At 61.9% G+C, this 24,643-nt stretch carries 26 protein-coding genes; 18 read left to right on the top strand and 8 right to left on the bottom strand.

Translation table 11 applies throughout. The features are described 5' to 3' along the window. Window positions 1-123 precede the first annotated feature (123 nt). The 6 genes from AC0L2X_RS10890 to AC0L2X_RS10865 all read left to right on the top strand — a co-directional run bounded on the left by AC0L2X_RS10890 (window position 124) and on the right by AC0L2X_RS10865 (window position 7,468). Window positions 124-1,368, top strand: coding sequence for an efflux RND transporter periplasmic adaptor subunit (locus tag AC0L2X_RS10890; RefSeq protein ID WP_473599764.1), 1,245 nt, complete (start codon window positions 124-126; stop codon window positions 1,366-1,368). Further along, a complete protein-coding gene (locus AC0L2X_RS10885) occupies window positions 1,365-4,523 on the top strand; it encodes an efflux RND transporter permease subunit (protein WP_473557392.1) in 3,159 nt (1,052 codons plus the stop codon). The genes AC0L2X_RS10890 and AC0L2X_RS10885 overlap by 4 nt, the downstream gene beginning before the upstream one ends. A gap of 56 nt (window positions 4,524-4,579) precedes the next feature. Beyond that, the gene (nthA, locus tag AC0L2X_RS10880) at window positions 4,580-5,185 is read left to right on the top strand and encodes a nitrile hydratase subunit alpha (RefSeq protein ID WP_352490291.1); all 606 of its coding nucleotides are present in this window, start codon (window positions 4,580-4,582) and stop codon (window positions 5,183-5,185) included. Then, window positions 5,182-5,841, top strand: a complete 660-nt coding sequence (gene nthB / locus AC0L2X_RS10875) for a nitrile hydratase subunit beta (protein WP_473557395.1) — start codon at window positions 5,182-5,184, stop codon at window positions 5,839-5,841. Before nthA ends, nthB begins: the two co-directional genes overlap by 4 nt. A gap of 19 nt (window positions 5,842-5,860) precedes the next feature. Then, window positions 5,861-6,193 (top strand): nitrile hydratase accessory protein, encoded by a 333-nt coding sequence (locus AC0L2X_RS10870; RefSeq protein ID WP_352490362.1) that lies wholly within the window; start codon window positions 5,861-5,863, stop codon window positions 6,191-6,193. 147 nt (window positions 6,194-6,340) lie between these two features. Further along, the gene (locus tag AC0L2X_RS10865) at window positions 6,341-7,468 is read left to right on the top strand and encodes an ATP-dependent DNA helicase (RefSeq protein WP_023720791.1); all 1,128 of its coding nucleotides are present in this window, start codon (window positions 6,341-6,343) and stop codon (window positions 7,466-7,468) included. Between the two features lie 10 nt (window positions 7,469-7,478). Here the strand turns inward: AC0L2X_RS10865 and AC0L2X_RS10860 are convergent, their stop codons facing one another. Further along, a complete protein-coding gene (locus AC0L2X_RS10860) occupies window positions 7,479-7,883 on the bottom strand; it encodes a SpoIIAA family protein (protein ID WP_473557397.1) in 405 nt (134 codons plus the stop codon). A gap of 115 nt (window positions 7,884-7,998) precedes the next feature. On the opposite strand from AC0L2X_RS10860, the gene AC0L2X_RS10855 reads away from it, so the two are divergent. The 3 genes from AC0L2X_RS10855 (at window position 7,999) to AC0L2X_RS10845 (ending at window position 12,828) form a co-directional block, all read left to right on the top strand. After that, a complete protein-coding gene (locus AC0L2X_RS10855; RefSeq protein WP_473557399.1) occupies window positions 7,999-8,739 on the top strand; it encodes a pyridoxine 5'-phosphate synthase in 741 nt (246 codons plus the stop codon). A 98-nt stretch (window positions 8,740-8,837) separates the two neighbouring features. After that, the gene (locus tag AC0L2X_RS10850) at window positions 8,838-10,751 is read left to right on the top strand and encodes a potassium transporter Kup (protein ID WP_473557402.1); all 1,914 of its coding nucleotides are present in this window, start codon (window positions 8,838-8,840) and stop codon (window positions 10,749-10,751) included. Between the two features lie 157 nt (window positions 10,752-10,908). Further along, window positions 10,909-12,828, top strand: a complete 1,920-nt coding sequence (locus tag AC0L2X_RS10845) for a potassium transporter Kup (RefSeq protein ID WP_473557404.1) — start codon at window positions 10,909-10,911, stop codon at window positions 12,826-12,828. Between the two features lie 42 nt (window positions 12,829-12,870). On the opposite strand, the gene AC0L2X_RS10840 is transcribed toward AC0L2X_RS10845, so the two are convergent. Next, on the bottom strand, window positions 12,871-13,761 hold the full coding sequence (locus AC0L2X_RS10840; protein ID WP_473557407.1) for an SDR family oxidoreductase: 891 nt from the start codon (window positions 13,759-13,761) through the stop codon (window positions 12,871-12,873). A gap of 136 nt (window positions 13,762-13,897) precedes the next feature. Between AC0L2X_RS10840 and AC0L2X_RS10835 the strand changes: the two genes are divergently transcribed. Further along, a complete protein-coding gene (locus AC0L2X_RS10835; protein ID WP_352466906.1) occupies window positions 13,898-14,308 on the top strand; it encodes a winged helix-turn-helix transcriptional regulator in 411 nt (136 codons plus the stop codon). Window positions 14,309-14,418: 110 nt separating this feature from the next. Here the strand turns inward: AC0L2X_RS10835 and AC0L2X_RS10830 are convergent, their stop codons facing one another. Together AC0L2X_RS10830 and AC0L2X_RS10825 are read right to left on the bottom strand one after the other, a co-directional pair. Then, the gene (locus tag AC0L2X_RS10830) at window positions 14,419-15,144 is read right to left on the bottom strand and encodes a glutathione S-transferase family protein (RefSeq protein WP_473557409.1); all 726 of its coding nucleotides are present in this window, start codon (window positions 15,142-15,144) and stop codon (window positions 14,419-14,421) included. A gap of 1 nt (window position 15,145) precedes the next feature. Further along, window positions 15,146-15,451 (bottom strand): Rieske (2Fe-2S) protein, encoded by a 306-nt coding sequence (locus AC0L2X_RS10825; RefSeq protein ID WP_473557411.1) that lies wholly within the window; start codon window positions 15,449-15,451, stop codon window positions 15,146-15,148. A 100-nt stretch (window positions 15,452-15,551) separates the two neighbouring features. On the opposite strand from AC0L2X_RS10825, the gene AC0L2X_RS10820 reads away from it, so the two are divergent. After that, entirely contained in the window at window positions 15,552-16,004 is a 453-nt protein-coding gene (locus AC0L2X_RS10820; RefSeq protein WP_473557414.1) for a MarR family winged helix-turn-helix transcriptional regulator, read from the top strand. A 30-nt stretch (window positions 16,005-16,034) separates the two neighbouring features. Here the strand turns inward: AC0L2X_RS10820 and AC0L2X_RS10815 are convergent, their stop codons facing one another. Next, window positions 16,035-16,463, bottom strand: coding sequence for an anthrone oxygenase family protein (locus AC0L2X_RS10815; protein ID WP_473557416.1), 429 nt, complete (start codon window positions 16,461-16,463; stop codon window positions 16,035-16,037). A 155-nt stretch (window positions 16,464-16,618) separates the two neighbouring features. Here AC0L2X_RS10815 and AC0L2X_RS10810 point away from each other — a divergent pair, with 155 nt between their 5' ends. The 5 genes from AC0L2X_RS10810 to AC0L2X_RS10790 all read left to right on the top strand — a co-directional run bounded on the left by AC0L2X_RS10810 (window position 16,619) and on the right by AC0L2X_RS10790 (window position 21,287). Next, complete coding sequence (locus tag AC0L2X_RS10810; protein WP_473557417.1) at window positions 16,619-17,272, top strand: TetR/AcrR family transcriptional regulator; 654 nt, start codon at window positions 16,619-16,621, stop codon at window positions 17,270-17,272. A gap of 135 nt (window positions 17,273-17,407) precedes the next feature. Continuing rightward, window positions 17,408-18,427, top strand: a complete 1,020-nt coding sequence (gene ilvC / locus AC0L2X_RS10805) for a ketol-acid reductoisomerase (protein WP_473557420.1) — start codon at window positions 17,408-17,410, stop codon at window positions 18,425-18,427. A 257-nt stretch (window positions 18,428-18,684) separates the two neighbouring features. After that, the gene (locus tag AC0L2X_RS10800; RefSeq protein WP_473557422.1) at window positions 18,685-19,662 is read left to right on the top strand and encodes a DUF3592 domain-containing protein; all 978 of its coding nucleotides are present in this window, start codon (window positions 18,685-18,687) and stop codon (window positions 19,660-19,662) included. A gap of 487 nt (window positions 19,663-20,149) precedes the next feature. Next, complete coding sequence (locus tag AC0L2X_RS10795) at window positions 20,150-20,671, top strand: hypothetical protein (RefSeq protein ID WP_473557424.1); 522 nt, start codon at window positions 20,150-20,152, stop codon at window positions 20,669-20,671. After that, the gene (locus AC0L2X_RS10790; RefSeq protein WP_473557427.1) at window positions 20,664-21,287 is read left to right on the top strand and encodes a hypothetical protein; all 624 of its coding nucleotides are present in this window, start codon (window positions 20,664-20,666) and stop codon (window positions 21,285-21,287) included. Before AC0L2X_RS10795 ends, AC0L2X_RS10790 begins: the two co-directional genes overlap by 8 nt. A 13-nt stretch (window positions 21,288-21,300) precedes the next feature. Here AC0L2X_RS10790 and AC0L2X_RS10785 read toward each other — a convergent pair whose 3' ends face one another. Both AC0L2X_RS10785 and AC0L2X_RS10780 read right to left on the bottom strand, forming a co-directional pair. After that, window positions 21,301-21,585, bottom strand: a complete 285-nt coding sequence (locus AC0L2X_RS10785; protein WP_352450131.1) for a PilZ domain-containing protein — start codon at window positions 21,583-21,585, stop codon at window positions 21,301-21,303. Between the two features lie 175 nt (window positions 21,586-21,760). Continuing rightward, entirely contained in the window at window positions 21,761-22,354 is a 594-nt protein-coding gene (locus AC0L2X_RS10780) for a BA14K family protein (RefSeq protein ID WP_352490274.1), read from the bottom strand. Window positions 22,355-22,542: 188 nt separating this feature from the next. On the opposite strand from AC0L2X_RS10780, the gene AC0L2X_RS10775 reads away from it, so the two are divergent. Continuing rightward, on the top strand, window positions 22,543-23,655 hold the full coding sequence (locus AC0L2X_RS10775) for an endonuclease/exonuclease/phosphatase family protein (protein WP_473557429.1): 1,113 nt from the start codon (window positions 22,543-22,545) through the stop codon (window positions 23,653-23,655). 7 nt (window positions 23,656-23,662) lie between these two features. Then, window positions 23,663-24,409: a hypothetical protein gene (locus tag AC0L2X_RS10770; RefSeq protein ID WP_473557431.1), complete on the top strand. Its 747-nt coding sequence runs from the start codon at window positions 23,663-23,665 to the stop codon at window positions 24,407-24,409. Here AC0L2X_RS10770 and AC0L2X_RS10765 read toward each other — a convergent pair. After that, window positions 24,384-24,626 (bottom strand): hypothetical protein, encoded by a 243-nt coding sequence (locus AC0L2X_RS10765; RefSeq protein ID WP_352490270.1) that lies wholly within the window; start codon window positions 24,624-24,626, stop codon window positions 24,384-24,386. The two genes, AC0L2X_RS10770 and AC0L2X_RS10765, sit on opposite strands and share 26 nt — an antisense overlap. Window positions 24,627-24,643 lie beyond the last annotated feature (17 nt).

Genomic DNA, 24,643 nt, shown 5'->3' with positions numbered 1-24,643 from the left:
GTTTTGGCCCTTTTTCGCCTTCGGCATCCTCTATTATCTGGCAAAAGCGCGGCAAGAGGCTGCGAGTTGAGCTAGACTGCGGCAACCGGATAACGGCGTGTCGGATTGAGAGGCCTTTTGTCGATGCGCGGAAAGATCGTATTTGCGGTGATCGCTGCAGCCTGCGTTGCCGCGGCGTGGCTCTATCTTTCGCCCAGCGCGATGAGCGGTCTTCAGCAGATGCTGTCGGCGAAGCAGACGGCGGCGGACAAGCCCGCTGCAGCGGCAAATGCCGCTCGTTCGACTTCGGTGGTTGCCGCCACCGCTTCGACGGCCGATTTCCCGGTCCGGCGCTATGCCATTGGCTTCGTGTCCTCTCCTGCCGTGGTCAGCATCAACGCACGGGTCTCGAGCCAGATCGTTGCAATCGCGGTCAAGGACGGACAGATGGTGAAGGCCGGAGACCTTCTGTTCTCGCTGGACGATCGCTCGTTGAAGGCGCAACTGGCACGCGATCAGGCGACGCTCGCGAAAGACCAGGCACTGCTTGCCAGTGCGACGGCCGATCTTCAGCGCGCCAAAAATCTCGTCGCCAGGCAGGCCGGGACACAGCAAACCTACGATCAGGCCGTCGCGGCGCAAAAATCCGCCGCGGCCACCGTCGACGCCGATAAGGCAACGATCGATGCTGACCAAATCCAGCTTGGCTTCGCCACAATCAGGGCGCCGATCTCCGGCAGGCTTGGGGCCGTCAGCGTCGCGGTGGGCGACCTCGTCACCACCAGCAACGGCAGCAGCACGTCGACCCCGCTGGTGACAATCACGCAGATCGACCCGCTGCAGGTGAACTTCAATCTTCCGGAAAGCGATCTTGCCTTGCTGCACAAGGCGCTGGCGGCGCCGCAGCAAGGTGCGGTAACGCTGACCAAGGACGGTGACCCGAAGCCGATCGGCAAGGGAACGCTGGATTTCGTCGATTCCAGCGTGGACACGGCGTCCGGCACGATCGCAACGCGGGCCAGCGTGCCCAACGCCGATCTTTCGCTGTGGCCGGGCCAATATGTCAACGTCGTGCTCGAGGCCGGCATCATGCCGCAAATGACGTCGGTTCCGACGGTTGCCGTCCAGCCCAGCCAGAAGGGCCCGTTCGTCTATGTGATCAAGCCGGACAACACCGTTGAAATGCGGCCGGTGCAGGTCGCGCTGACAGAAGGTGCCAACACCGCGATTAGTCAGGGTTTGAAAAGCGGCGAGCGTGTCGTCGTCGAGGGCCAGACCAAGCTGAAAAACGGCGCGGCGGTGCGCGAAGGCAAGGCTTCCACCGGCACCGGCGATCAGGCGGCTCCGAAGGTCGCCGAGGCTGACCGGACGGGCGGAACACGGCCATGATTTCCGAATTCTGCATCCGCAGGCCCGTCGCCACGCTGCTCATGTCGTTCGCCCTGGTTCTGGGCGGGCTATTTGCTTACAAATTCCTGCCGGTCGCGGCGCTGCCAAGCGCGGAATTCCCGGTTGTCAACGTCTCGGCCTCGCTGCCCGGAGCCTCGCCGGAAACCATGGCGACCTCGGTGGCAACGCCGCTGATCAAACAGTTTGCCACTATCGCAGGCATCGATTCGATCTCGACGACCAACTCGCTCGGCTCGACCTCGATCGCCATTCAGTTCGTGCTTAACCGCGACATAGACGCCGCCGCCGCCGATGTGCAGGCGGCGATCGCACGCACGCAACGACAATTGCCGCCGGAGATGACCAGCCCGCCGAGCTATCGCAAGGTCAATCCAGCCGACGCGCCGATCCTGCTGATGTCGCTGGTCAGCGACACCATTCCGCTGACCGATCTCGATGCCTTTGCCGAGAATGTGATCTCGCCGTCGCTGTCGACGATCGACGGCGTTGCGCAGGTTTCGATCTATGGCCAGCAGAAATACGCCGTGCGCGTCCAGATCGATCCGACGGCGCTCGCCGCTCGCGGCATCTCGATCGACCAGTTGCAGACGGCCATCGCCTCGGCTAACAGCAACACACCGCTCGGCGTGCTCAAGAACAACAAACAGCAACTGACCATCACCGCGAACACGCAGCTCACCAATGCGGCGGGGTTCTCCAACATCATCATCGCCACCAAGAACGGCCATCCGGTGCGGCTCGGCGAGGTGACCCGCGTCATCGATTCGGTCGAAACCACGACGACGGCAAGCTGGTACGACGGCACCCGCGCCATCATCATGGCGGTGCAGCGCCAGCCGGATGCCAACACCGTCGATGTCGTCGACCGCGTCAAGGCGATGCTGCCTTCCTTCGAGGGTCAGATGCCTGCGGCGGCGAGCATCCAGTTGCTCAACGACCGTTCGACGTCGATCCGCGAGGCGGTCGACGACGTGCAGTTCACGCTGCTGCTCACCATCGCGCTGGTGGTGATGGTGATCTTCCTGTTCCTGCGCCGGGTAACGGCGACGGTCATCCCGGCCGTGGCGGTGCCGATTTCGCTCATCGCAACGCTGGGCGTGATGTACCTGTTCGGCTTTTCCATCGACAACGTCTCATTGATGGGGCTGACGCTGGCGGTCGGTCTTGTCGTCGACGACGCAATCGTCATGCTCGAAAACATTTTCCGCCATATGGAGGAGGACGGGCTCTCTGCCCTCGAGGCGTCGCTCAAGGGCGCCCGCGAAATCGGCTTCACCATCATCTCGATCTCGGTCTCACTGGTCGCCGTGTTTATTCCGGTGCTTTTGATGGGCGGCGTGATCGGGCGCATCTTCAACGAATTCGCAGTGGTGGTGACGGTCGCCATCCTGGCGTCGATGTTTGTCTCGCTGACGTTGACGCCGATGCTGTGCTCGCGGCTGTTGTCGTTATCGAAAGCCGAGCAGAAGGCGGCGCATGGCGAGGACCATAGGCAAAACGTCTTCATGCGGGGCTATGACTGGCTGCTGACATTCTGCCTGCGCCACAATTTCCTGGTTTTCCTTGTCTTCCTGGTAACCGCCGGGCTGTCGGTCTGGCTGATCCAGATTTCGCCGAAGGGCTTCTTCCCGCAGGAGGATATCGGCCAGGTCTCGGTGACGACCATCGCGCGCCAGGATATTTCGTTTGACGCCATGGTGAAGCTTCAGGGGCAAGTGGCGGATGTCTTCACCCATTCGCCTTACGTCGCGCATGTCGGCTGGTCGGCGGGTAGTGGAAACAATGCGCTCAACCAGGGCCAGCTGTTTGTGCAGCTGAAAGACAAGGACCAGCGACCGAACATCGACAAGGTGCTTTCGGATCTGCGGCGCCAGCTTGCCAATGTGCCCGGCATCGAAACCTACATGCAGCCCGTGCAGAACCTGCGGCTCGGCGCGCGTTCTTCGGCGAGTGCCTACCAGCTTGCCGTGCAGGGCCTCGATACCGGCCTGACGAACGTCTGGGCGCAAAGGCTTACGGACGCGATGGCCGCCGATCATGCCGCCTTCACCGACGTCACCAATGACCTGCAGAACAACGCGCTACAGGCGACGCTGGTGATCGACCGCGACAAGGCATCGACGCTTGGCGTCGATACCGACACGTTGCGTTCCAGCCTCTATGGCGGTTTCGGCACCCAGCAGGTTTCGACCATCTTCGGTTCGGCCGACAGCTATAAAGTGGTCATGGAGCTCGACCCGAAGATCGAGTGGTCGCCCGAACGGATGCTGGCGATCAAGGTGAGAACGGCGAGCGGCAGCCTGGTGCCGCTCGGCGCGTTCGCGCGTGTCGATCGGACCGCCGGTACCCTGACCGTTAATCAGCTTGGCCAGCTTCCGGCAGTGACCATCTCCTACAATCTGCCGCAAGGCGTGGCCCTCGGCGACAGCGTGAGCCATATCAATGCGCTGAAGGAAAAGATCGGCATGCCGCCGACGATCTCGACCACTTTCTCGGGCACGGCGAAGACCTTCCAGGATTCGCTTTCCAACCAGGGACTGCTGATCGGCGGCGCGATCCTGACCATCTATATCGTGCTCGGCATGCTCTATGAGAGCTTCATCCACCCGCTCACCATCCTGACCGGGCTTCCGTCGGCGGTGCTTGGCGCGCTGGTGGCACTGCGGTTGGCGGGGATGGATTTGTCGGTGATCGCTGTGATCGGCATCCTGATGCTGATCGGCATCGTCAAGAAGAACGGCATCATGATGATCGACGTGGCGCTAGAGCTCAGGCGCGAGGGGATGTCGCCCGTCGAATCCATCCACAAGGCCTGCCTGATGCGCTTCCGGCCGATCATGATGACCACGCTTGCCGCGCTGATGGGCACCATCCCGATCGCGCTCGGCACCGGTGCCAGTGCGGAACTGCGCCAGCCTCTTGGCGTGGCGGTGGTCGGCGGTCTCGTCGCTTCGCAGGCACTGACGCTGTTCGTCACGCCCGTCATTTACGTCTACATGGAGCATTTTTCCGGCTGGCTCGTCAGGTTGTGGGCGCGGCGCCGGGGCGAGCCGAGCCCGGTCGAAGTGGTCGACCAGCCGTCACTGTTCGACGAGGAGGAAGAACCGGTGCCGCAGAAGGCGGCAGCCGAATAGCGCTGGCCCAAGCCGTGGTGCTTGCGGCCGGGGGCCCGCGATCGTAATTTGACGTCATGCCGCATGACCATGACCACGACAACGAGCTTGATGCTTTTGCGGCGCGTGTGCGCGCACTGGAGACGATTCTAACCCGCAAAGGCCTGATCGATCCGGCGGCGATCGATGTCATCGTCGACACCTACGAGACCAAGATCGGGCCGCGCAACGGCGCAAAGGTGGTGGCGAAGGCTTGGGTTGATCCCGGGTTTGCCGCATGGCTGAAGCGTGATGCGACGGCGGCCATCGAATCGCTCGGCTACACCGGCCGGCAAGGCGAGCACATGCAGGCGGTGTTCAATACGGCCGACACGCACAACCTCGTCGTCTGCACGCTATGCTCCTGCTATCCGTGGTCGGTGCTTGGCCTGCCGCCAGTCTGGTACAAGGCGCCGCCCTACCGTTCGCGCGCAGTGATCGATCCGCGCGGCGTGCTCGAGGAATTCGGCCTGACCTTGCCGGCGACGACGACAATCCGGGTGTGGGATTCGACCGCCGAGCTGCGCTATCTGGTGGTGCCTATGCGCCCCCGGGGTACGGAGGGCTGGGATGAGGCACGGCTCGCCGATCTGGTGACGCGCGATGCCATGATCGGCACGGCGTTGGCGCGGGAGCCGGCATGAACGGGCCGCAGGATCTCGGCGGCCAGATGGGTTTCGGGCCGGTCGCGCCCGAACCGGACGAACCCTATTTCCATGCCGATTGGGAAAGGCGGGCGCTGGGCGTAACGTTGTGCGCCGGCGCCTTGGGCGCCTGGACCATCGACGAGAGTCGGCACGCGCGGGAATCGCTGCATCCAGCGGACTATTATGCCTCCAGCTACTACCAGATATGGATCAAGGCGCTGGAGGTGCTGCTCAAACGCCACGGTTTCGTCAGCGACCGCGACCTGGCTACGGGCGACGCAGTCGACCCCGCAGCGACACCCAAACGGGTGCTGAAGGCTAAGGATGTTCCGGCGGTGCTGGCCAAGGGCGGGCCCTGCGACCGGCCTGTCGCCGCCCCGCGGCGGTTCAAGGCGGGCGACCTCGTGCGAACCAAGAATTTTCATCCGACCGGCCATACCAGGCTGCCGCGCTATGCCCGCGGCAAGCGAGGCGTCGTCGAGGCCGTGCGCGACGGCTTTGTCTTTCCCGACACCAATGCGCACGGCCAGGGCGAAAACCCGCAATGGGTCTATACCGTGGCCTTCACCGGCGGCGAAATCTGGGGCGAGGGCGCCGACCCGACACTTGTTGTGTCGATCGATGCCTGGGAGAGCTACCTTGAGCCGGCGTGAGACGGGCTCAGTCGCCGCCATGCTGCCCGCCGGTTTCGAGGCGCCGGTTTTCGCCGAGCCGTGGCAAGCAGAGGCCTTTGCCATGACGGTGGCACTGCACGATAACGGGCTGTTTTCGTGGAGTGAATGGGCGGATGCTTTGTCGGCAGAGGTGAAGCGGCCGGGCGCCGCGCGCGACGGTCACGATTACTACGAGCACTGGCTGGTGGCGCTGGAAAAGCTGCTTGCTTCGAAAGGTCTGGCCGCGAAGACCGATGTGGACGCGATCGCCGCTGCCTGGGAGCGCGCCGCGCACGCAACGCCGCATGGCAAGCCGATCCTTCTGGAGAACGATCCACAGCAGGCTGTGTAAGCTGCGGTCGCGTGGTCTTGTTCTCTTTACGTTCCTGTTCGTCACTGATAGCCTGACCCTGTCGCAGCGGCGTAATTGCCGGCGATGAAAATTGATGGTGACGGCAGTCACCTTGTCTTTCCCTCGCGAATCCGGTCTGTCGCGCTGATGGAATTCTCTCCTCAACAGGACGAGGCGCTGAAGGCGGTGGCCGGCTGGCTGAAAGCCGGCAAGCCGCAGCTGTTCAGGCTGTTCGGCTATGCCGGCACCGGCAAGACGACGCTGGCGCGCTATTTCGCCGAGCATGTCGACGGCCAGGTGCAGTTCGCCGCGTTTACAGGCAAGGCGGCGCAGGTGCTGCGTTCCAAAGGCGCGGTCAATGCCCGTACCATCCATTCGCTGATCTACCGGCCGAAGGGCGAAGAATCGGTAGCGGACGAGGTGACCGGCAAGACATCGATGTCGCCGACATTTTCGCTTAACCGGCAAAGCCCGATCTCGCGGGCCAAGCTCGTCGTCATCGACGAATGCTCAATGGTCGACGAGCAACTCGGCCGTGACCTGATGAGCTTCGGCACGCCGATCCTGGTGCTCGGCGATCCCGGCCAGTTGCCGCCAATCTCCGGCGGCGGCTTCTTCACCGACCATGAGCCGGATATTCTGCTCACCGAAATCCATCGCCAGGCGCGAGACAACCCGATCATCCGGCTTGCGCTTGACGTGCGCGAGGGCCGCGAGTTCATGCGCGGCGACTATGGCGCGGCGCAAGTGATCGGCAAGGAAGACGTCACCCAGGAACTGGTGCTGAAGGCGGACCAGGTGCTGGTCGGCACCAATCGTACGCGCCGCCGTTACAACCAGCGGCTGCGCGAGCTGAAGGGGTTCAACGCCGATTATCCGCAAGCCGGCGACAAGCTGGTCTGCCTGCGCAACGATCCGGCCAAGGGACTGCTCAACGGCTCGCTGTGGAAGGTGATGACCTCGTCGCGCGAGACGGTCAAGCCCGGCATCAATCTGCTGGTTTCGCCGGAGGAAGACGACCCGGATCGCGGCGTCGCCAAGATCAAGCTGCTCAAGGCTGCATTCGAAGATCCCGACGCCGACATTCCCTGGCAGCAGAAGAAACGGTTCGACGATTTCGACTATGGCTACGCGCTGACCGTGCACAAGGCGCAGGGCTCGCAGTGGAACGAGATCGTGCTTTTCGACGAAAGCTGGGCATTCAAGGAAACCCGGCAGCGTTGGCTCTACACCGCCATCACGCGCGCGGCCGAACGGCTGACGATCGTCCGATAGGGTGGCGGTATCAGCGCTGGGCGATCGGTCTGGCGCCAAGCCATTCCCAGGCGGCGGCTTCGTCCTTGGCCCCGAAATGCCGGAGTTCGATAGGCAAAGAGGCGGGCAAAAAGGCTCTTGCCTCCGCTATCCAGTTCGGCTCGCCCACCGCCGCGCAGCGGCTGATATGCTCCACCGCATGAGCTATGCCCTGTTCGATCGTCTCGTCCGATACATCGGTCCAGTCGACACCCTCATGGTCGATCAGGCGCACCAGCACATCGATTTTCGGGTGCAGCGCGTAGGCCGCCTCCAGCAATCCGAACAGGTTTTCAGCGTCGGCCGCGGTGACATGGCCGACGACATCGATGGCGAAGAGATCTTCGCGATCGGTGTCGATGCGGCGGACCGCCGGCACGTCGTCGAGAAAATTCAACCGGAAACTCCTTGCGCTCGATTTTCTTCGTTCCCATTGGAACACCTGAAACCCTCTGTCTGTTCCCCGTAAAGACGGTATAGATGCGCGCCGAGATCAGCCTGGAACCGTGCAAATGCCTGCAAAGCTTTCCGTCAACCTCAACGCCATCGCCATGCTGCGCAACCGGCGGGACCTGCCGTGGCCAAGCGTGACGGGGCTCGGACGCATCGCCCTTGCCGCCGGAGCGCACGGGCTGACGGTGCACCCGCGACCCGACGAGCGGCACACCAGGCATTCCGATCTGCCTGAGATCAGGGCGCTGATCGACGACGAGTTCCCGAATGCGGAATTCAACATCGAGGGCTATCCGACCGAGGAGTTCCTGGCGCTTGTGGAAAAGCATCAGCCGGAACAGGTGACGCTGGTGCCCGACGACCCGGCGCAGGCGACTTCCGACCATGGCTGGAACTTCGCCGCCGAGGCTGCGTTCCTGACACCGGTCGTCAAGCGCCTGAAGAAGGGAGGCTTTCGCGTGTCACTATTCTCCGATCCGGATCCCGCTGGCGTGAACGCCGCTCGCGACACCGGCGCCGACCGGATCGAACTCTATACGGGTCCATATGGCAGCTATCATTCCGATTCGGCAAAAGCGGCGAAGGAATTGGAGAAATTGGGAACGACGGCGGACGCCGCACTGGCCGCAGGGCTCCAGGTCAATGCCGGGCACGACCTTGTGGTGGGCAATTTGCCGGCACTGGCCAGGCGCATCCCGGCATTGGCCGAAGTGTCGATCGGACATGGGTTGACAGCCGATGCGTTGGAGTATGGCATGGCCGCAACGGTCAGGCGGTTTCTGAAGGCTTGTGGCTGGTAGAGGAGAGAGGCGAGCCGATGGGCCGTGCGTTCCCGGCATGGCAGCGCGTTCTTTCCATCCCCGCAGCATAGCACCGCACGTCTATGGGAGTGTCGTCCATGGCCCTTGCCAACGCTGGTAGCGAGGCAGAATCCATCGAGCAATCCAGCCACTCCAAGGCCGAGCAGCACAGCACCAGAGTTTTGATGCTGGGCGCGTTGGGCGTGGTTTACGGCGATATCGGCACGAGCCCAATCTACGCGTTTCGGGAAGCGCTGCACGCATCGTCGGGACCGGTAGCGCGCAACGATGTCCTCGGCGTGCTGTCGCTTATCGTTTGGGCGCTAACGATCATCGTCACGATAAAATACGTCGCTTTCGTGCTCAGAGCAGACAACAAGGGTGAGGGCGGCACGCTGTCGCTGATGGCGCTTGCACGCAACGCTTATCCAAAGGGAGCCCGGTTCATTCTGGGGATCGGACTTTGCGGCGCGGCGCTTTTTTTCGGCGACGCCATCATAACGCCGGCCATCTCCGTGCTTTCGGCAGTCGAAGGGCTGGAAGTGGTGACCCCGACGCTCGAAACCTTTGTCGTTCCGATCACCTTGGTCATCCTGGCAATGCTGTTTGCCGTGCAACGCTTCGGCACCAGCAGGGTGGCGGCCGTGTTCGGGCCGGTGACGGCAACGTGGTTCCTGGCCATCGGCGCCGCCGGAGTCTATCATCTGCTGGACGACCCGTCGGTCCTGCTGGCGATCAATCCCTATTACGCAGTCGCTTATCTGGCCAATACGCCCACCGGCGCCTTCGTCACGGTCGGGGCGGTGTTCCTGGCGGTCACCGGGGCCGAGGCGCTTTATGTCGATCTCGGCCATTTCGGGCGCAAGCCGATCGTGCTGGCGTGGTTCTCCGTGGTGTTCCCTTGTTTGCTCCTCAATTATTTCGGACAAGGCGCGTTCGTTCTGGCCAACGGCGGCAAACCCACCAATCCATTCTTCCAGATGCTGCCCGATTGGGCCCTGATGCCTATGGTTGGCCTTGCGACGGCAGCGACGGTGATTGCCAGTCAGGCAGTGATCTCCGGCGCTTTCTCGCTGACCCGCCAGGCGGTGCAGCTCAATCTGCTGCCGCGCATCGAGGTGCAGCATACGTCCGAGATGCAATCCGGCCAGATCTACATGCCGCGGGTCAATCTGGTGGTCGCGCTGGGTGTGATGTTGCTGGTGGTCGGCTTTGGCAGTTCGAGTTCGCTGGCTTCCGCCTATGGCATTTCGGTGACTGGCGAAATGCTTATGACAACCATCCTGCTGTTCGTGGTGATGCGGTTCCGGTGGAAATGGCAGCTTGCGCTGGCGGCGGCGCTCACACTGCTGTTCGGCACGATCGACACCGGATTTTTCCTCGCAAACGTCGTGAAGGTCCTCGAAGGCGGGTGGGTGTCGATCACGGTCGCTTGCGGCATGGGGCTGATCATGTCGACATGGATCCGCGGCACCCGCTATTTGTTCGACAAGACGCGCCGGAACGAGATCCCGCTCGATTTCCTTGCCGGCAATCTGCTGAAGAAGAAGCCGCATCTGGTGTCGGGCACCGCGGTGTTCCTGACCAGCGATCCGCTGAGCGCGCCGACCGCCCTGATGCACAGCCTGAAGCACTACAAGGTGCTGCACGAGCAAAACGTCATCCTTTCGGTGGTGACGGCGCCGCAGCCTGTCGTGCCCGACAGCGAGCGCGTCAAGATGGAGACGGTCAACGAACTGTTCATGCGGGTGACGCTGACCTTCGGCTATATGGAGCAGCCCAACATTCCACGTGCGCTGGCGATCTGTCGCAAGCAGGGTTGGAAGTTCGACATCATGACGACATCCTTCTTCCTGTCGCGCCGTTCGCTCAAGGCCTCGCCCAATTCCGGCATGCCGGTCTGGCAGGATAAGCTGTTCATCGGGTTGGCGCGCTCGGCGGCCGACGCAACGGAATATTTCCAGATCCCGACCGGACGTGTGGTTGAGATCGGGACGCAGGTGGCTATTTAAAAACGTGTCCGTTGCGACATTCCAGGTGGTCTGCCGATGGGACTGAGTCTGCCAAGTCTGGAGGACTCGCAATATCGGGACGGAGCCATTACGTGACGGCACTTGATATTGCAGTGCAGCAAGCGTAGAGCACCGCCCGCTTACCGGAGTGTCGTCCATGGCCCTTACCAATGCTGGTAACGAGGCAGAACCTATCGAACAATCGAGCCATTCTGAGGTCGAGCAGCACAGCACCAAGGTGCTGATGCTGGGCGCGCTCGGCGTGGTTTACGGCGATATCGGCACCAGCCCGATCTATGCATTTCGCGAGGCGTTGCATGCATCGGCCGGTGGTAACGTCGCCAACCGTGGCGACATCCTCGGCGTGTTGTCGCTGATCATCTGGTCGCTGACGGTCACCGTCACCATCAAATACATCATGTTCGTGCTCCGCGCCGACAATCGCGGCGAGGGCGGGGTGCTGTCGCTGATGGCGCTGGCGCGCAACAGTTTCCCGACGCGCTCGGCGGTGATCCTCGGCATCGGCATCGTCGGTGCGGCGCTTTTTTTCGGCGACGCAGTCATTACGCCGGCGATCTCGGTGCTATCGGCGGTCGAAGGTATGAATGTCGTCACGCCGACATTCCAGCCCTATGTGGTGCCGCTGACACTGGCCATCTTGGCGATCCTATTTGCGGTACAGCGATTCGGCACCGGCGGCGTAGGTTTGGTGTTCGGGCCAGTCACGGCGCTGTGGTTCCTGGCCATCGGCCTTTCCGGCATTAACCACATCATCGCCGATCCGGAAATCCTGCTGGCGATCAGCCCGCATTATATCGTGTCGTTCCTGGTCAACTCGCCCGATGTCGCCTTCGTCACGGTTGGTGCGGTCTTCCTCGCCGTCACCGGCGCCGAGGCGCTCTATGCCGACCTCGGCCATTTTGGCCGCAAGCCGATCGTGCTCGCCTGGCTGGCAATCGTGTTCCCTTGTCTGTTGCTCAACTATGTCGGGCAAGGCGCCTTCGTGCTGGCAAATGGCGGCGTTGTCGGTCATCCATTCTTCGAGATGAACCAGGGCTGGACGCTTATTCCAATGGTCGTGCTGGCGACGGCGGCGACCGTGATCGCCAGCCAGGCGGTGATCTCCGGCGCTTTTTCGCTGACCAGACAGGCGGTGCAGCTCAATATGCTGCCGCGTTTCGTTATCCAGCACACGTCGGAAAAACAGTCGGGCCAGATCTATCTGCCGCGCATCAACCTGATGCTGGCGCTGGTGGTGATGTTGCTGGTGGTCGGCTTCGGCGAATCCAGCCGCCTGGCCTCGGCCTACGGTATTTCGGTGACCGGCAACATGCTGGTGACGAATATACTGCTTTTTGTTGTGATGACGCGCATCTGGAAATGGCCGCTCGGCGTCGCGATCGCGTTGATGGCGGTGTTCGCCTTCGTCGATACCGGCTTCTTTGCCGCCAACATAGTCAAGGTATTTGAAGGTGGCTGGTCCTCGCTGGCCATCGCCGCAGTTATCGTGATGACCATGTGGACCTGGATCCGCGGCAGCCGCTATTTGTTCGACAAGACGCGCCGGAACGAGATTCCGCTCGATTTCCTCGCCGGCAATCTGCTGAAGAAGAAGCCGCATCTGGTGTCGGGCACCGCGGTGTTCCTGACCAGCGATCCGCTGAGCGCGCCGACCGCCCTGATGCACAGCCTGAAGCACTACAAGGTGCTGCACGAGCAAAACGTCATCCTTTCGGTGGTGACGGCGCCGCAGCCTGTCGTGCCCGACAGCGAGCGCGTCAAGATGGAGACGGTCAACGAACTGTTCATGCGGGTGACGCTGACCTTCGGCTATATGGAGCAGCCCAACATCCCACGCGCGCTGGCGATCTGCCGCAAACAGGGCTGGAAGTTCGACATCATGACGACCTCCTTCTTCCTGTCGCGGCGCTCGCTCAAGGCCTCGCCCAATTCGGGCATGCCGGTCTGGCAGGACAAGCTGTTCATCGGGTTGGCACGCACGGCGGCCGACGCAACGGAATATTTCCAGATCCCGACCGGACGTGTCGTCGAGATCGGGACGCAGGTGGCTATCTGAACAATGACCGTGCCCCTTGAAGGGCACGGCCATTTGTCAGGCTCAGCTCACCAGAGCCGCCTTGTTTGCTTCAAGAAATTGCTTTAGCGGCTGCGGCTTCCTGCCGGACAGCGTCTCGACCGCGTCGGTCACCATGCTGATGCGGCCGGAGCGGGTGTTGGTGTCGAAGGAAACGATAACAGGGGCGAAAGCCTCGGGAACGCCGGCTGCCTTCAATCCCTCGGTCAGCGCTTCATCCGAAAGCTGGACGACTTCGATCGGCTTGCCGGTGACCTCGGTGACGAGGGCTGCAATCTCGGCCATCGTGTGGGCCTTGGGCCCGGTCAGCGTGTATGTCGTGCTTTCGGCTGCGCTCGAAGCGAGGCCGGCGGCGATCGCGGCAGCCATATCGTCGCGCGCGCCATGGGCAATGCGGCCGTCTCCAGCGGATGTGTACCAGTGCCCCGAGGCGATCGCGTGCGGGAGCGCCATGAACAGGTTCTCCTGGTACCAGCCGTTACGGAAGATGGTGTAGGGAATACCGCTCGCCTTGATCGCCTGCTCGGTGCCGTGGTGATCGGGCGCAAACAGCACCGGCGATCCCGGCTCCGGGTTGGGCATCGATGTGTAGAGCAGATGCGAAACGCCCGCGCTCTTTGCGGCGGCGACCGCGGCCTCATGTTGCTTCAGGCGCTTGCCCGGAAGGGCGAGCTCGTTCGTCGAAATGATCAGAACCCTGTCGGCGCCGGTAAATGCACTGGCCAACGATGCGGTGTCGTCGAAGTCGACCGTCCTGATGGTGACGCCTCGGGCTGCCAGATCGGCCAGATTTTCCGGATTGCGGGTAGCGGCGATGACGCGCTGAGGCGAGACCTTGAGCGTGTCAAGCAGATGATTGATGACGCCGCGGCCAAGCTGGCCGGAGGCGCCGGTGACAAGAAGGGTGTCGGTCATGAAAGGTCCTGACGTTGCGCCGAAGCGGCGGGTTCATATGTTAGTCTCAAAAAGAGACCAGCACTAAAATAGGAATTGACCCATCCTCGTAAAGAAGGCAGTTTTGCGGGAGGTAGGCACACCCAGGGAACCAGCCATGGACGGCAAGATCGTCAATCTGAGATCGAAGCTCGAGATATATAAAGCAGGCAGCGGTGGCGGAAACCTTGCGGATTGCCCGGTTCGCGACGTGATCCAGGGCATAAGCAATAAATGGAGTTCGCTGCTGATGGAGGCCTTGGCCGAGAAGCCGTACCGCTTTGGCGAGTTGCGGCGCCTCGTGCCCGATATTTCACAGCGCATGCTCACCCAGACGCTGCACGATCTGCAGCGCGACGGCTATGTGCATCGCCAGGTCTTTCCGACCAAACCGCCGAGCGTCGAATACAGCCTCACCGATCTCGGGCGCTCGATGTTTGGACCCTTGCATCAGCTGATCCAATGGGCCGAGCTCAATCACGGCGCTGTACGCGAGGCGCGGAAGGTTTTCGATGCTGCCGAGGGCTGAAGCCGAAAAGCCGAAGACAACGACCTGACCAGAAACAGTGCCGGGTGGCGAGGCTGACACAGATTCCCCCGCAGCTTGTTGCCGCGACGGTGATCGCGTGGCCGATCCGTTCAAGCCGATCGGGCTTGCGGAAGCGCTATGGTCGAATCGCCTTGGCGGATGATTTCCGAAAGGTGCGAACCCTTAGCCTGCAAGAATGCATGGAGGCGTTGCGCATAATCGGGAGCGACCGCGTTCTTCACGGATGAGCGTTCGTGCAGTGCCTTGCGCCAAGCCTCGACATGCGGCTTTCCGTCCAGGATGCCGAAATCGCCGATCCGGTCAAAGACGTCGAAATAGCGGAAAATCGGCCCGTAGACCGCGTCGACCAGCGAAAAGCGCTCGCCGGCGAACCATGGCCCGGCCGCGCCGTTCGCCAGTTCCACTTCCAGGCGATCGAACATTGCCGACAGAGCCCCGCTTTCGGCGAGGAAGGCGCTTTCGGTCGGCGCTGAATAGAAGCGGCCGATGGCGCTGAGGATTGCCGAGCCGAACTCGATCCAGGCGCGATGCCGGGCACGAACATAGGGATCGGCAGGATGAAGCGGATTGGGCTGGGTTTCCTCGAGGAGTTCGAGGATAACCGCCGATTCGAAGATCACCGTCTCCTGACCGTCATGCTCAACGCGGAGCAGCGGCACCTTGCCGAGCGGCGATATCGCTTTGAACCAGGCAGGCTTGTTGGCGAGATCGACGGCGATGCGCTCGAACGGCACGCCCTTTTCGCGAAGCGAAATCGCCGCGCGCTGCACATAGGGGCAAAGATGATGGCTGACGAGAGTGAGCTTGTCGGTCATCTCACTCTCCCCAGACATAGTTCAAGACGCCGTCCTCGACGCGGGTGGAGAGGAACATCAGGCGGGAGCCCTTCGGCGCCGGGCCTTCGAGGCGATCACCGTTTGCCATGTCGAACGAGGCGCCGTGCCACTGGCAGACGAGCTTGCCGTCCTTGCAGTCGAGCGGGCCACCGAAATGCAGGCAGACGTTGGCGGCGGCGCGGATACGCTCGCCGCTGCGGTAGACATGGACCTCGCGGCCGAAAAACGGAGCGATGAGGCTGCCTGTTTCCGGAATGTCGGCGATCTTGCAGATTTCATGCTTCATCGGTATTGCCTCTCGTGATTGATGCGATTGCATCTATCTAGATGCATTTGCATTGATCGTCAAGCTTGATGCAATTGCATCTATCGCTTACGATGCAATCATGACCGGGATTCCTTCACCTCCAGCCATCAAGGCCTGGGCCCGCCTGATGCGAGTTTCGCGCCAGTTGTTGGAACGAGCCGAGGACGCGCTGAAGGACAGTGGCCTGCCGCCGCTTGCCTGGTACGACGTCCTGCATGAGCTTGCCGAGGCGGGCGAGGGCGGATTGCGGCCGTTCCAACTCACAGAGCGCACGCTGTTTGCGCAGTACAACATCTCCCGGCTGCTGGCGCGGCTCGAAGCCGACGGGCAGGTCGAGAAGCTTCCAGTTGCCGATGACGGCCGCGGGCAAACAGTCCGCGTCACAGACAAGGGACGCGAGACGCGCCGCCGCATGTGGGCTGTCTACGGCCGGTCAATCGCGGAGTTGGTCGGCTCACGGCTTTCCAATGATGAGCTCGATGGGCTGTCAGCTCTGCTTGGGCACCTGCGAGATCCGCCCGCTCCGGAATGACATGCCGAAGATGGCGTGGAACCTGCGAGGTCAGGCACTGGCCCAGAGAAATGCCAACGTCGCCAGAACGCCAAGCCCGACGCGGACCAGATGCAGATTGCCCCATTTGACGATCAATGTCCGAGCTTCAGGATTGACGGAGTTCGCGTCCATCGCCTCCAGCAACCTATTTGCCGGCATCATCACCAGCAGCGTCCATGGCCAAGGCAGGATGATCAGCACGGCGCCGACCAGATAAGCGAGATTGCCGGTCAGCCACCACGCGACGAGCCCCAGAATACAGGCGATGACGGCGATCGAGGCCTGCATGGCGGCGCCGCGCTTGTAGGAAGGCTGCCATTCCTGCAGCAATGCCTTGTCATCGAGGCGAAGCCGCGCCGGCTGCTCGGCGACGCTGACGTAGATAGCCGCGCCCGCGAACACTGCGGCAACGGTCAAGGCAAGCAATCCGGTGAGCATGATCCATGTCTCCCGTGATGCCCCGCATGGAGCGCGCTACAGAAATAGGGGCTTGCGCCGGGTCGGGCAATACGCCATAAGCCGAACCGTAACGTACGGTACGCCGTCGATCTCGTATCTGAACTGCGGGTGAGTTTGCCTCTTGAGGAAAGACTGTGTTGCACGCTGTGACCGACATCGACACCAGCGAGGCGCTGACGGAGCGGCAGAAGGACGTGCTCGACGCCGCCCTTCGCCTGCTGGTCGAAGAGGGCGATCAGTTGACCATGACCGCCGTGGCGCGGCGGGCGAGCTGCTCGAAGGAGACGCTCTACAAATGGTTCGGCGATCGCGACGGGCTGTTGACGGCAACGGTACAATGGCAGGCGTCCAAGGTGCGGGTAGTGCCGGTCGACCGCAAAGGGCTCGACCTCGCTTCGCTGACGGCGAGCCTCGAACGCTTCGCTTCGGACTGGCTCAAGGTGATTTCCAGCGATACGTCGATTGCGCTGAACCGGGTGGCGGTCGGCCATGCTAGTTCGGGGAAGGACGATCTTGGCGCCATCGTGCTGGAGAATGGCCGCTTCGCGCTGGCCAGGCGCCTTAAGCCGGTGCTGGAGGCAGGCAAGGAAGCTGGTTTCCTCGAGTTTTCCGACGCTGAGACGGCGTTCCGCACCTTTTTCGGGCTGGTCGCCCGTGACGTGCAGATCCGCCTGCTGCTTGGCGACCGGCTGGAATTGACTGATGCGGCGATCGGCGGCGATGCCGTCCGGGCGACGCAGCAGTTTCTCGCTCTTTACGGGGCAAAAACCGGGCCGCAAGGCCCATAGAGCCGGATGATTTCAGGTCGAATCGACCTGAAATCTGAATCCGGCTCTACACCTAGAGATGGAGCATGATGTCGTCCGAAAACCGCTTCACACCTTTCGGCATCATGCTCTGGTTCAAAACGGGAAGGAAGAAAAATGCGTGTCTATTACGATCGCGATGCCGATCTCAACCTGATCAAGGGCAAGAAGGTCGCCATCATCGGCTATGGCAGCCAGGGCAGGGCGCATGCCCTTAACCTCAAGGATTCCGGCGTCAAGGACATCGCCATCGGCCTCAAGGCCGGCTCGGCGACCGCCAAGAAGGTCGAGGCCGACGGGCTCAAGGTGATGAGCGTAGCCGATGCCGCCAAGTGGGCCGACCTGATGATGATGGCCACGCCCGACGAGCTGCAGGCCGACATCTACAAATCCGAGATCGCGCCAAACATCCGCGATGGCGCGGCAATCGCCTTCGCCCACGGCCTCAACGTGCATTTTGGCCTGATTGAGCCTAAAGCTTCGGTCGACGTCGTGATGATCGCGCCGAAGGGTCCCGGCCATACGGTGCGCGGCGAATACCAGAAGGGCGGCGGCGTGCCGTGCTTGGTCGCGGTCAACCAGGACGCTTCGGGCAATGCGCTCGACCTGGCGCTCTCCTACGCCTGCGGCGTCGGCGGCGGCCGCTCGGGCATTATCGAGACCAATTTCCGCGAGGAGTGCGAGACCGACCTGTTCGGCGAGCAGGTTGTGCTGTGCGGCGGTCTGGTCGAATTGATCCGCGCCGGCTTCGAGACGCTGGTGGAAGCCGGCTACGCGCCGGAAATGGCCTATTTCGAGTGCCTGCACGAGGTCAAGCTGATCGTTGACCTGATCTACGAAGGCGGCATCGCCAACATGAACTATTCGATCTCGAACACCGCTGAATGGGGCGAATACGTCTCGGGCCCGCGCATCATCACCGCCGAGACCAAGGCAGAGATGAAGCGCGTGCTGAAGGATATCCAGACCGGCAAGTTCACCTCGGAATGGATGCAGGAATACCGCGCCGGCATGGCGCGCTTCAAGGGTATCCGCCGCAACAACGACAGCCATCAGATCGAGGAAGTCGGCGCCAAGCTGCGCGCGATGATGCCGTGGATTTCCAAGAACAAGCTGGTCGACAAGGCCAAGAACTGAAGGAAATCCACGTTCGTTTCGTTACGCGTCCTCGGGCTTCGCCCTGCGGGCGCGCGGGAATTTCCAAGAACAAGCTGGTCGACAAGGCCAAGAACTGATCGCAATTTCATTGCCGATCAAGAAAGGCCGGTGGAGCGATCCGCCGGCCTTTTTGCATCAAGATTGTGTGGTTTCCAGGCTTCTGGACAGGCGCACTCTCCTGATCACCGTGATATGCCTGTGCGGGGCATGGCACAAAAGTGCCAAGGGGGTGAGACTTGGAACTCAAATTTCTGTTGGTCGGGTTTGCCTGCGCGGTTGCCGGCATGCTCTCCCTCGTTACCTTCTTGAAGTGGTGGGAGGTGAGGGCGGCCAGCCGCTGGTCTCCGACGCCGGGAAAGATCATCTCGTCGCGGGTCGAGGCTCGCGAGGTGACCAGTTCGGGATCCGGTTCGGACAGCAGAGGGGCGACCGAGATGCGCAACTTCCCGGCGATCACCTTCGAATACAAGGTGAACGGCAAGAAGTTTCGCAGTTCGCACTACAGCGTGCAGGAGAACCTTGGAAACTTTGCGGTGGCGGAAACCCTTGCGAAATTTCCAAACGGGGCCGGCGTAACCGTCTTCTACAATCCGGCCGATCCAGCCAAGGCCGTGATCGAACGCACCATGCCCGACGGCTCCTTCAAATTCATGGTCCAGCTTTCGGCCGGACTGGTGGTCGGCGCGCTGGTATTGGTCTTCGCCGTCGGCGGCGTCCTCGAAGCGATTCGGCCGTTTTTGCCCAAGCCGCAGAACCTCGGCGCGGCTGCCCTGCTGCTTTTCATGGGATTGTTTGTCCTACGCATGGGCTTTGCTCAGAAGTCACTTGCGGAACAGGCGGCCAAATGGCCCATCACGGCAGGACGCATCGATGCCTCGGGCCTGCAGAAATTCGAGACCCGCGACAGGTCCGGAGGCGGCTATCGGCCCTGGCGAACAGTCTTCAAATCCCGCATCGTCTACAGCTATAGCGTTGCCGGCCAGCGCTACGCCGCCGATCGCATCGCTTTCGGGGCAAACGTGACGGCTTCGCTGCCGAGCCTCGTCAGCGGTCAATCGCAGCGCTACCTCGAGGGCGACAAGGTCGAGGTCCACTACGATCCCGCCAATCCGGCTGCAGCGGTTCTCGAATGCAGGGTGAGCGGGCTTTGGCTCCTGTGGGTCTGCGCCGCTGGCTTCCTCGGTGGAGCCGCGCTGCTGGTAGGCGTCATCTGAAACTGCTGTCCTATGCTGCATATCCAGCGGAAGAAGGCACCTGTCGTCAGCATCTGACAAGAATTCCGCTGTCGAAGCCAGGCCAGGTCAATCTTACCGTCGCCCCATTGCCAACGATATGGACGATACGGGAGAACGGCTCTTCGGCCGACGGGTCGGATCCGTAGCATTGGCTGGCCCGCGCCACCCAGCCCGTTGGCGTCTTGAGGAACGTTGCGTGTTCGCAGCCGAGAGCAGGGACCGACAGCGCGTCGCGGTACAATGTGTAGACAGTCTGGCGTTGAACATCCGCAACGGCGGTACAGTTCGATCTGTCCCCGGACCATGTGCCCACATACTGTTCCGCGGCGGAGGCGTGGCCGCACGAAAATGCTAGGACCGAAGTAAGCATCAAGAGATTTCGCATCATCGATTCTTTCTTTTCGACGTGGCCGGGGGCCATGCTAAAGCATCAAACTTCACAATGATGCTGCTCCAAGGGACTTAAATGATCATCCGCAAAGCAGCAGCTATTTTTCTGAGCATGCTGAGCCTGCTGCAAGCAGCGAACGCAACAGAATGTTCGCTCAGCCATGCGACCTATCGCGAGCCGCGTTCGGGAGCGACGATACAGTTCCGGCCAATCAACAACGAGCCGGCCGCGCTGACGACCGAGGTCTTTTCGCTGATCGTGCCCAACACCGACCTTCGTCTGCCGTCGGACATCACCTGGATCAATGGCAAGTACTCGTTTCCTGTGGGCACGATCCGGCACACCTGCACCGACGACGATCGTGAGGCGGGTCTCGAGGACGGCACCGGGCTGTGCAGAGTGTGGGACGGGCAGGTCTATGCGTTCAACGCAGGCGGTGCCGAGCAGTTGAGTTCCCGCGAAGCCTCGCCGGCACCGGCGGGGTTGCTGTTGCCTGACTTCGGCGCGATTTTTACCGAATGGCCCGATTTCGCCAATGCCAATCCCGATGGTTCAGCCTGGGACGCCTTTAGCTTGACGGGTTGTAGCGATGAATAGCAAGAGACTGCCGGCCTGCATCTTCGCCCTGCCGGTCCTTATGGCCATGGCAACCGGCGCTCATGCCGACCAAAGCAAGCCGTCGCGTCCGCCTGTCGACAAATGCAGCTGGGAACGGCTGGCGGACAAGGATGTCGGGCTGGCTGCCTGGGTGCAGCGCTGCGATTTCGGTTTTCGCCAGATTTATTTCGAGCTTGGCGGCAATGCTCTTGCCATCAAATACAGCGACGGCGGGCCGGTCGATCCCGTCGTCGAAGTCTTCGATATGCTGCCGGGCGAAGCCGCCGACGCTGCGTTGCAGCGCATTTTTACCGAGAAGGCCGGGAAAGCCATCAGCACACGTTGCGTGCTCATGCCTTACACCGACGCGGCGACGCCCGTAGGCATCATGCGATACATCTTTAGTCCCGACGCCGCCTATCGTGAGGAGTTGAACGCCGTCGCTAACCCTGACGAGGTCGGCGAACCGCCTTGCGGCGAATGGGGCGAAGCCCCGGACGGCATTCAGTATTTCGAGGTGCAATCACTCGACCTGCGAAAGCTTCTGTTCGTTCGTGTCGGCCAGGAAGAGCCGCTGTTTGACGAGCAGACACTGCAAGTCCTGCCACCCGGATAGCGCAGGGGAGATCTCAGCCGTAATGCCAACTGGGCTTTGGCTGGGTGCCGGTGAACATCACGCCGATTCGGTCCTCGCGGCGCCAGCGGACCACCGCCTTGTAGGCAACGCCGTCGGTCGGGACATAGAGCAGGAACTCATCGGGCACGCGCGCGTCGATCGAGACCTTCAATTCGGCGCCGCCGGCATGCATGTTGCGCAGCGTGCATGTGACCTCGGAATTGCTCATGCCGGTCAGGATCGTCGCGCCCTTGAAGACGCGCTGCCGGCGTTTGTCCCTCTGTTCGTCCTCGGCCATCGCACGCAATCCAGCCATTTTTCGCGTCTCGAGCGTTCTGATCGGGAGGATTATTAGACCTGCCTGATAAAAATAGCGTTATCAGCAGTCGGGACTGGGCGATGTTCGCAGTTCCAGGCTGGAAGAAAATGGCGCCGCGAAGCACGGCGCCGAATGATGCTTGTTGTCGGCCTGCTTACCTATAGGGCGAGTAGCATTGCTGGCGCGGCCCGTAATAGGGCTGGAAGGTATTGTCCCAGGCGCGGTACGACCGGTAGCGATTGTAACACCATTGGACATGCGCGCTGGACAGCCGCCCTGCGCGATAATAGCGGCGCGGTGGCGGCGCGTCGTAGTAGTTGTAGCTGTTGTACAGGCTGCCAAGGCCGAGCCCCAGGCCCAAGCCAAGAATCGCGGCGCCCGCACCATCATCATAGTAGCCGCCGCGGTAATGGCGGTAATGGCGGCGATGGTGGCGCCAGCGCCAGCTGTCGTCCCAGCCGCCATTGTCCCAGTGTCTCGAAAAATGACGGCCGCGGAAATTGTTGGACCGCCATCTCCAATCATTGTCGCCGTGCCATTGCCGAAAGCCGCGATTGCGCCAACGCCAGATCTGCCTGTCATTGCCGCCTGCCCAATCTTCACGAATTTGCACGATGTCGGCGGCATTGCCCGCCACCGGCAGCAGGAGTTTGGGCATCGGCCCTGCAAGCGAGGGGGCCGAGAGGCCGGCTATCAGACCGAGGGCCATCAGCCCGGATCCGACGGAAGATAAAAAGAGCGGTTTCATCGCACTCTCCGAAGGTTCAGGCCCCACGCCCAGAATACCCCGGGGGAAGGGCCCATTGATGGAACTTTCCATCTGAACGGAAGATGAACAAAAAGGTTCCGTCAACCATGGCGAGCGCGCGATCAATCAGAGCCGCTTGGTTTCTGCGCACTTGTTTTCGGGCGCGCTTGCGGGCAAAGGTCAAAGCCATGTCGCTGCGCCTTGCCACCTTTAACGTCGAAAACCTGATGAACAGGTTTGATTATTCCGGATACCGCAATCAGCTCAACGAGGACCGCACGCTGGCGCTTTTCGACATCCAGAGCGAGGCCGAATACAAGATGCTCGAGCAGGCGCGGGCGATCGCGCAGTCCGACGACACGCGGCAGTTGACGGCACTGGCGATCGCGGCCACCCGCGCTGACATTATCTGCATGCAGGAGGTCGACAATATCGAGGCGCTGAGGGCCTTCGAATACGGCTATCTGTTCAAGATGGTGGGGCAAGGCTACCGGCAGAAATACACCACCGCCGGCAATGATTCGCGCGGCATCGACGTCGCCGTGATGATGCGCAACGAGACCGCGCAGGGCCAGCCGATCGAATTCGTGCGCATGACCAGCTACGCCTATGTCACGTTCGAGCAATTCGGGCTGCACACGGCGGAATTGGCAGCACTTGGACATCAGGCCAATGAGCGCATCTTCCGGCGCGACTGCCTGGAAATCGATCTGACGGTGGCCGGCGCGCCGTTGACGCTCTATCTCGTGCATTTCAAGTCGATGGGCTCGCCCCGCAACGGCCTCGACGGCCGTGAAGCAACAATGCCGCTGCGCATCGCCGAGGCGCAAGCGGTGCGCCGGATCATCGAGGAGCGCTTCGGCAAGGACCATGCCGCCGACAAGCGCTGGGCAATCTGCGGCGACATGAACGACTACCGGCAGCGCGTGAAGATTACCGGCGATGCCGTCGACGGCTATCGCTTCGAGGTCATCGACGAGACCCGGTCCTGCATCGACGTGCTCACTGCCGGCGGTTTTTGCGAAAACGCGGTCGAGCGGCGGCCGGAAATGGACCGCTGGACTTTCTATCACACACGCGGACCGGAAGAGCGGCATCTCTGCCAGCTCGACTACATCCTTCTGTCGAGGGCGCTAGCCAGGCAGAACGCCACCGCCGTTCCCGATATCATCCGCAATGGCCAGCCCTGGCGGACCATATTTCCGGCGGGCCAGGAGGTCGAGCGCTTCCCACGCGCCGGGTGGGACCGGCCGAAGGCATCCGACCATTGCCCGGTAACAATTGCCCTCGACATGGCGTGAGAACGGCGTGAGTTTCGATCTGCCGCGCAACGTCATCCTGCCCGTCGATGCCATCGACGTCAGGCTCGATCCCGGGCCGCATCCGTTCGAACGCGATAATGCCGAGGCGATCGCCACGAACTGGCGGCGTGAGACCGCAGCCAGGCCGGCGCTTTTCGACGGCACCGTGGTGCTGCTTTCCGCACTCAGCTATCGCGACAATCGCCTCGTCGGCCGCTGCCATGCGGTGCGTTATTCGACCTTCATGCTTTGGCGCGGCAATCGACAGGTGGCCGGGGCCGAGCATGCCTATGCCCATGCCATGCTGGTCGCCGGCGACAATGCGCTGGTGGCGATCCGCATGGCGCCGCATACGGTCAATGCCGGGCGCGTCTACTTCGCCGCCGGTTCGTTCGAGCCAACCGATTTCCGCGACGGCCTTGTCGATGTCGACTTCAACATGATCCGCGAGGTGCGCGAAGAGACCGGCCTCGACCTGTCAGGCGCGACACGCGGCAGGCGCCATTTCGCCCTGTCGACGACAAGCGGCACGGTGATCTTTCGCCGCTACCGCGAGAGGGCCTCCGCCGACGACCTGGCACAGCGGATCAGCGCTTTCGTCGCGGCCGAATCAGAGCCTGAAATCGAAGGCCCCGTCATCATCCGCAATGCAGCCGACCTGCCGGACGGCTTGATGCCGCATATGAGACCGCTGATCGAATGGCACTTTGCGGGCAAGGATTCCGACTCTAACGTCGCCACCTGCCTTCAATAGCCTTGCGGTCGCTACGGCCAGCGACAAAATACAACAGCACGCCGAGACCCAGGAGCGCCCCCATCGCCGTTCCCATCGTCTGCCCAATTACCTGCTGGAAGTCAGCGGTGACGCGATCGGGATTGTCCATTCCATAACGGATCAAATTCCACCAAAGCCCTGCCAAGGCGGATTCGACGATCACAATCGCCAGAGCCAGTCGCCCTTTCTTGCTCATCCATTATTCCCCCTTAG

It is taken from the genome of Mesorhizobium sp. WSM4828, from assembly GCF_055811175.1.
Note: the sequence above shows the minus strand (reverse complement) of the source record. Positions and strands in the feature narration are given on the sequence as shown.

Coding starts and splice junctions, on each gene's coding strand:
- AC0L2X_RS10890 (WP_473599764.1), top strand. CDS start 124: ATGCGCGGAAAGATCGTATTTGCGGTGATCGCTGCAGCCTGCGTTGCC.
- AC0L2X_RS10885 (WP_473557392.1), top strand. CDS start 1,365: ATGATTTCCGAATTCTGCATCCGCAGGCCCGTCGCCACGCTGCTCATG.
- nthA (WP_352490291.1), top strand. CDS start 4,580: ATGCCGCATGACCATGACCACGACAACGAGCTTGATGCTTTTGCGGCG.
- nthB (WP_473557395.1), top strand. CDS start 5,182: ATGAACGGGCCGCAGGATCTCGGCGGCCAGATGGGTTTCGGGCCGGTC.
- AC0L2X_RS10870 (WP_352490362.1), top strand. CDS start 5,861: ATGCTGCCCGCCGGTTTCGAGGCGCCGGTTTTCGCCGAGCCGTGGCAA.
- AC0L2X_RS10865 (WP_023720791.1), top strand. CDS start 6,341: ATGGAATTCTCTCCTCAACAGGACGAGGCGCTGAAGGCGGTGGCCGGC.
- AC0L2X_RS10855 (WP_473557399.1), top strand. CDS start 7,999: ATGCCTGCAAAGCTTTCCGTCAACCTCAACGCCATCGCCATGCTGCGC.
- AC0L2X_RS10850 (WP_473557402.1), top strand. CDS start 8,838: ATGGCCCTTGCCAACGCTGGTAGCGAGGCAGAATCCATCGAGCAATCC.
- AC0L2X_RS10845 (WP_473557404.1), top strand. CDS start 10,909: ATGGCCCTTACCAATGCTGGTAACGAGGCAGAACCTATCGAACAATCG.
- AC0L2X_RS10840 (WP_473557407.1), bottom strand. CDS start 13,761: ATGACCGACACCCTTCTTGTCACCGGCGCCTCCGGCCAGCTTGGCCGC.
- AC0L2X_RS10835 (WP_352466906.1), top strand. CDS start 13,898: ATGGACGGCAAGATCGTCAATCTGAGATCGAAGCTCGAGATATATAAA.
- AC0L2X_RS10830 (WP_473557409.1), bottom strand. CDS start 15,144: ATGACCGACAAGCTCACTCTCGTCAGCCATCATCTTTGCCCCTATGTG.
- AC0L2X_RS10825 (WP_473557411.1), bottom strand. CDS start 15,451: ATGAAGCATGAAATCTGCAAGATCGCCGACATTCCGGAAACAGGCAGC.
- AC0L2X_RS10820 (WP_473557414.1), top strand. CDS start 15,552: ATGACCGGGATTCCTTCACCTCCAGCCATCAAGGCCTGGGCCCGCCTG.
- AC0L2X_RS10815 (WP_473557416.1), bottom strand. CDS start 16,463: ATGCTCACCGGATTGCTTGCCTTGACCGTTGCCGCAGTGTTCGCGGGC.
- ilvC (WP_473557420.1), top strand. CDS start 17,408: ATGCGTGTCTATTACGATCGCGATGCCGATCTCAACCTGATCAAGGGC.
- AC0L2X_RS10795 (WP_473557424.1), top strand. CDS start 20,150: ATGATCATCCGCAAAGCAGCAGCTATTTTTCTGAGCATGCTGAGCCTG.
- AC0L2X_RS10790 (WP_473557427.1), top strand. CDS start 20,664: ATGAATAGCAAGAGACTGCCGGCCTGCATCTTCGCCCTGCCGGTCCTT.
- AC0L2X_RS10785 (WP_352450131.1), bottom strand. CDS start 21,585: ATGGCCGAGGACGAACAGAGGGACAAACGCCGGCAGCGCGTCTTCAAG.
- AC0L2X_RS10780 (WP_352490274.1), bottom strand. CDS start 22,354: ATGAAACCGCTCTTTTTATCTTCCGTCGGATCCGGGCTGATGGCCCTC.
- AC0L2X_RS10775 (WP_473557429.1), top strand. CDS start 22,543: ATGTCGCTGCGCCTTGCCACCTTTAACGTCGAAAACCTGATGAACAGG.
- AC0L2X_RS10765 (WP_352490270.1), bottom strand. CDS start 24,626: ATGAGCAAGAAAGGGCGACTGGCTCTGGCGATTGTGATCGTCGAATCC.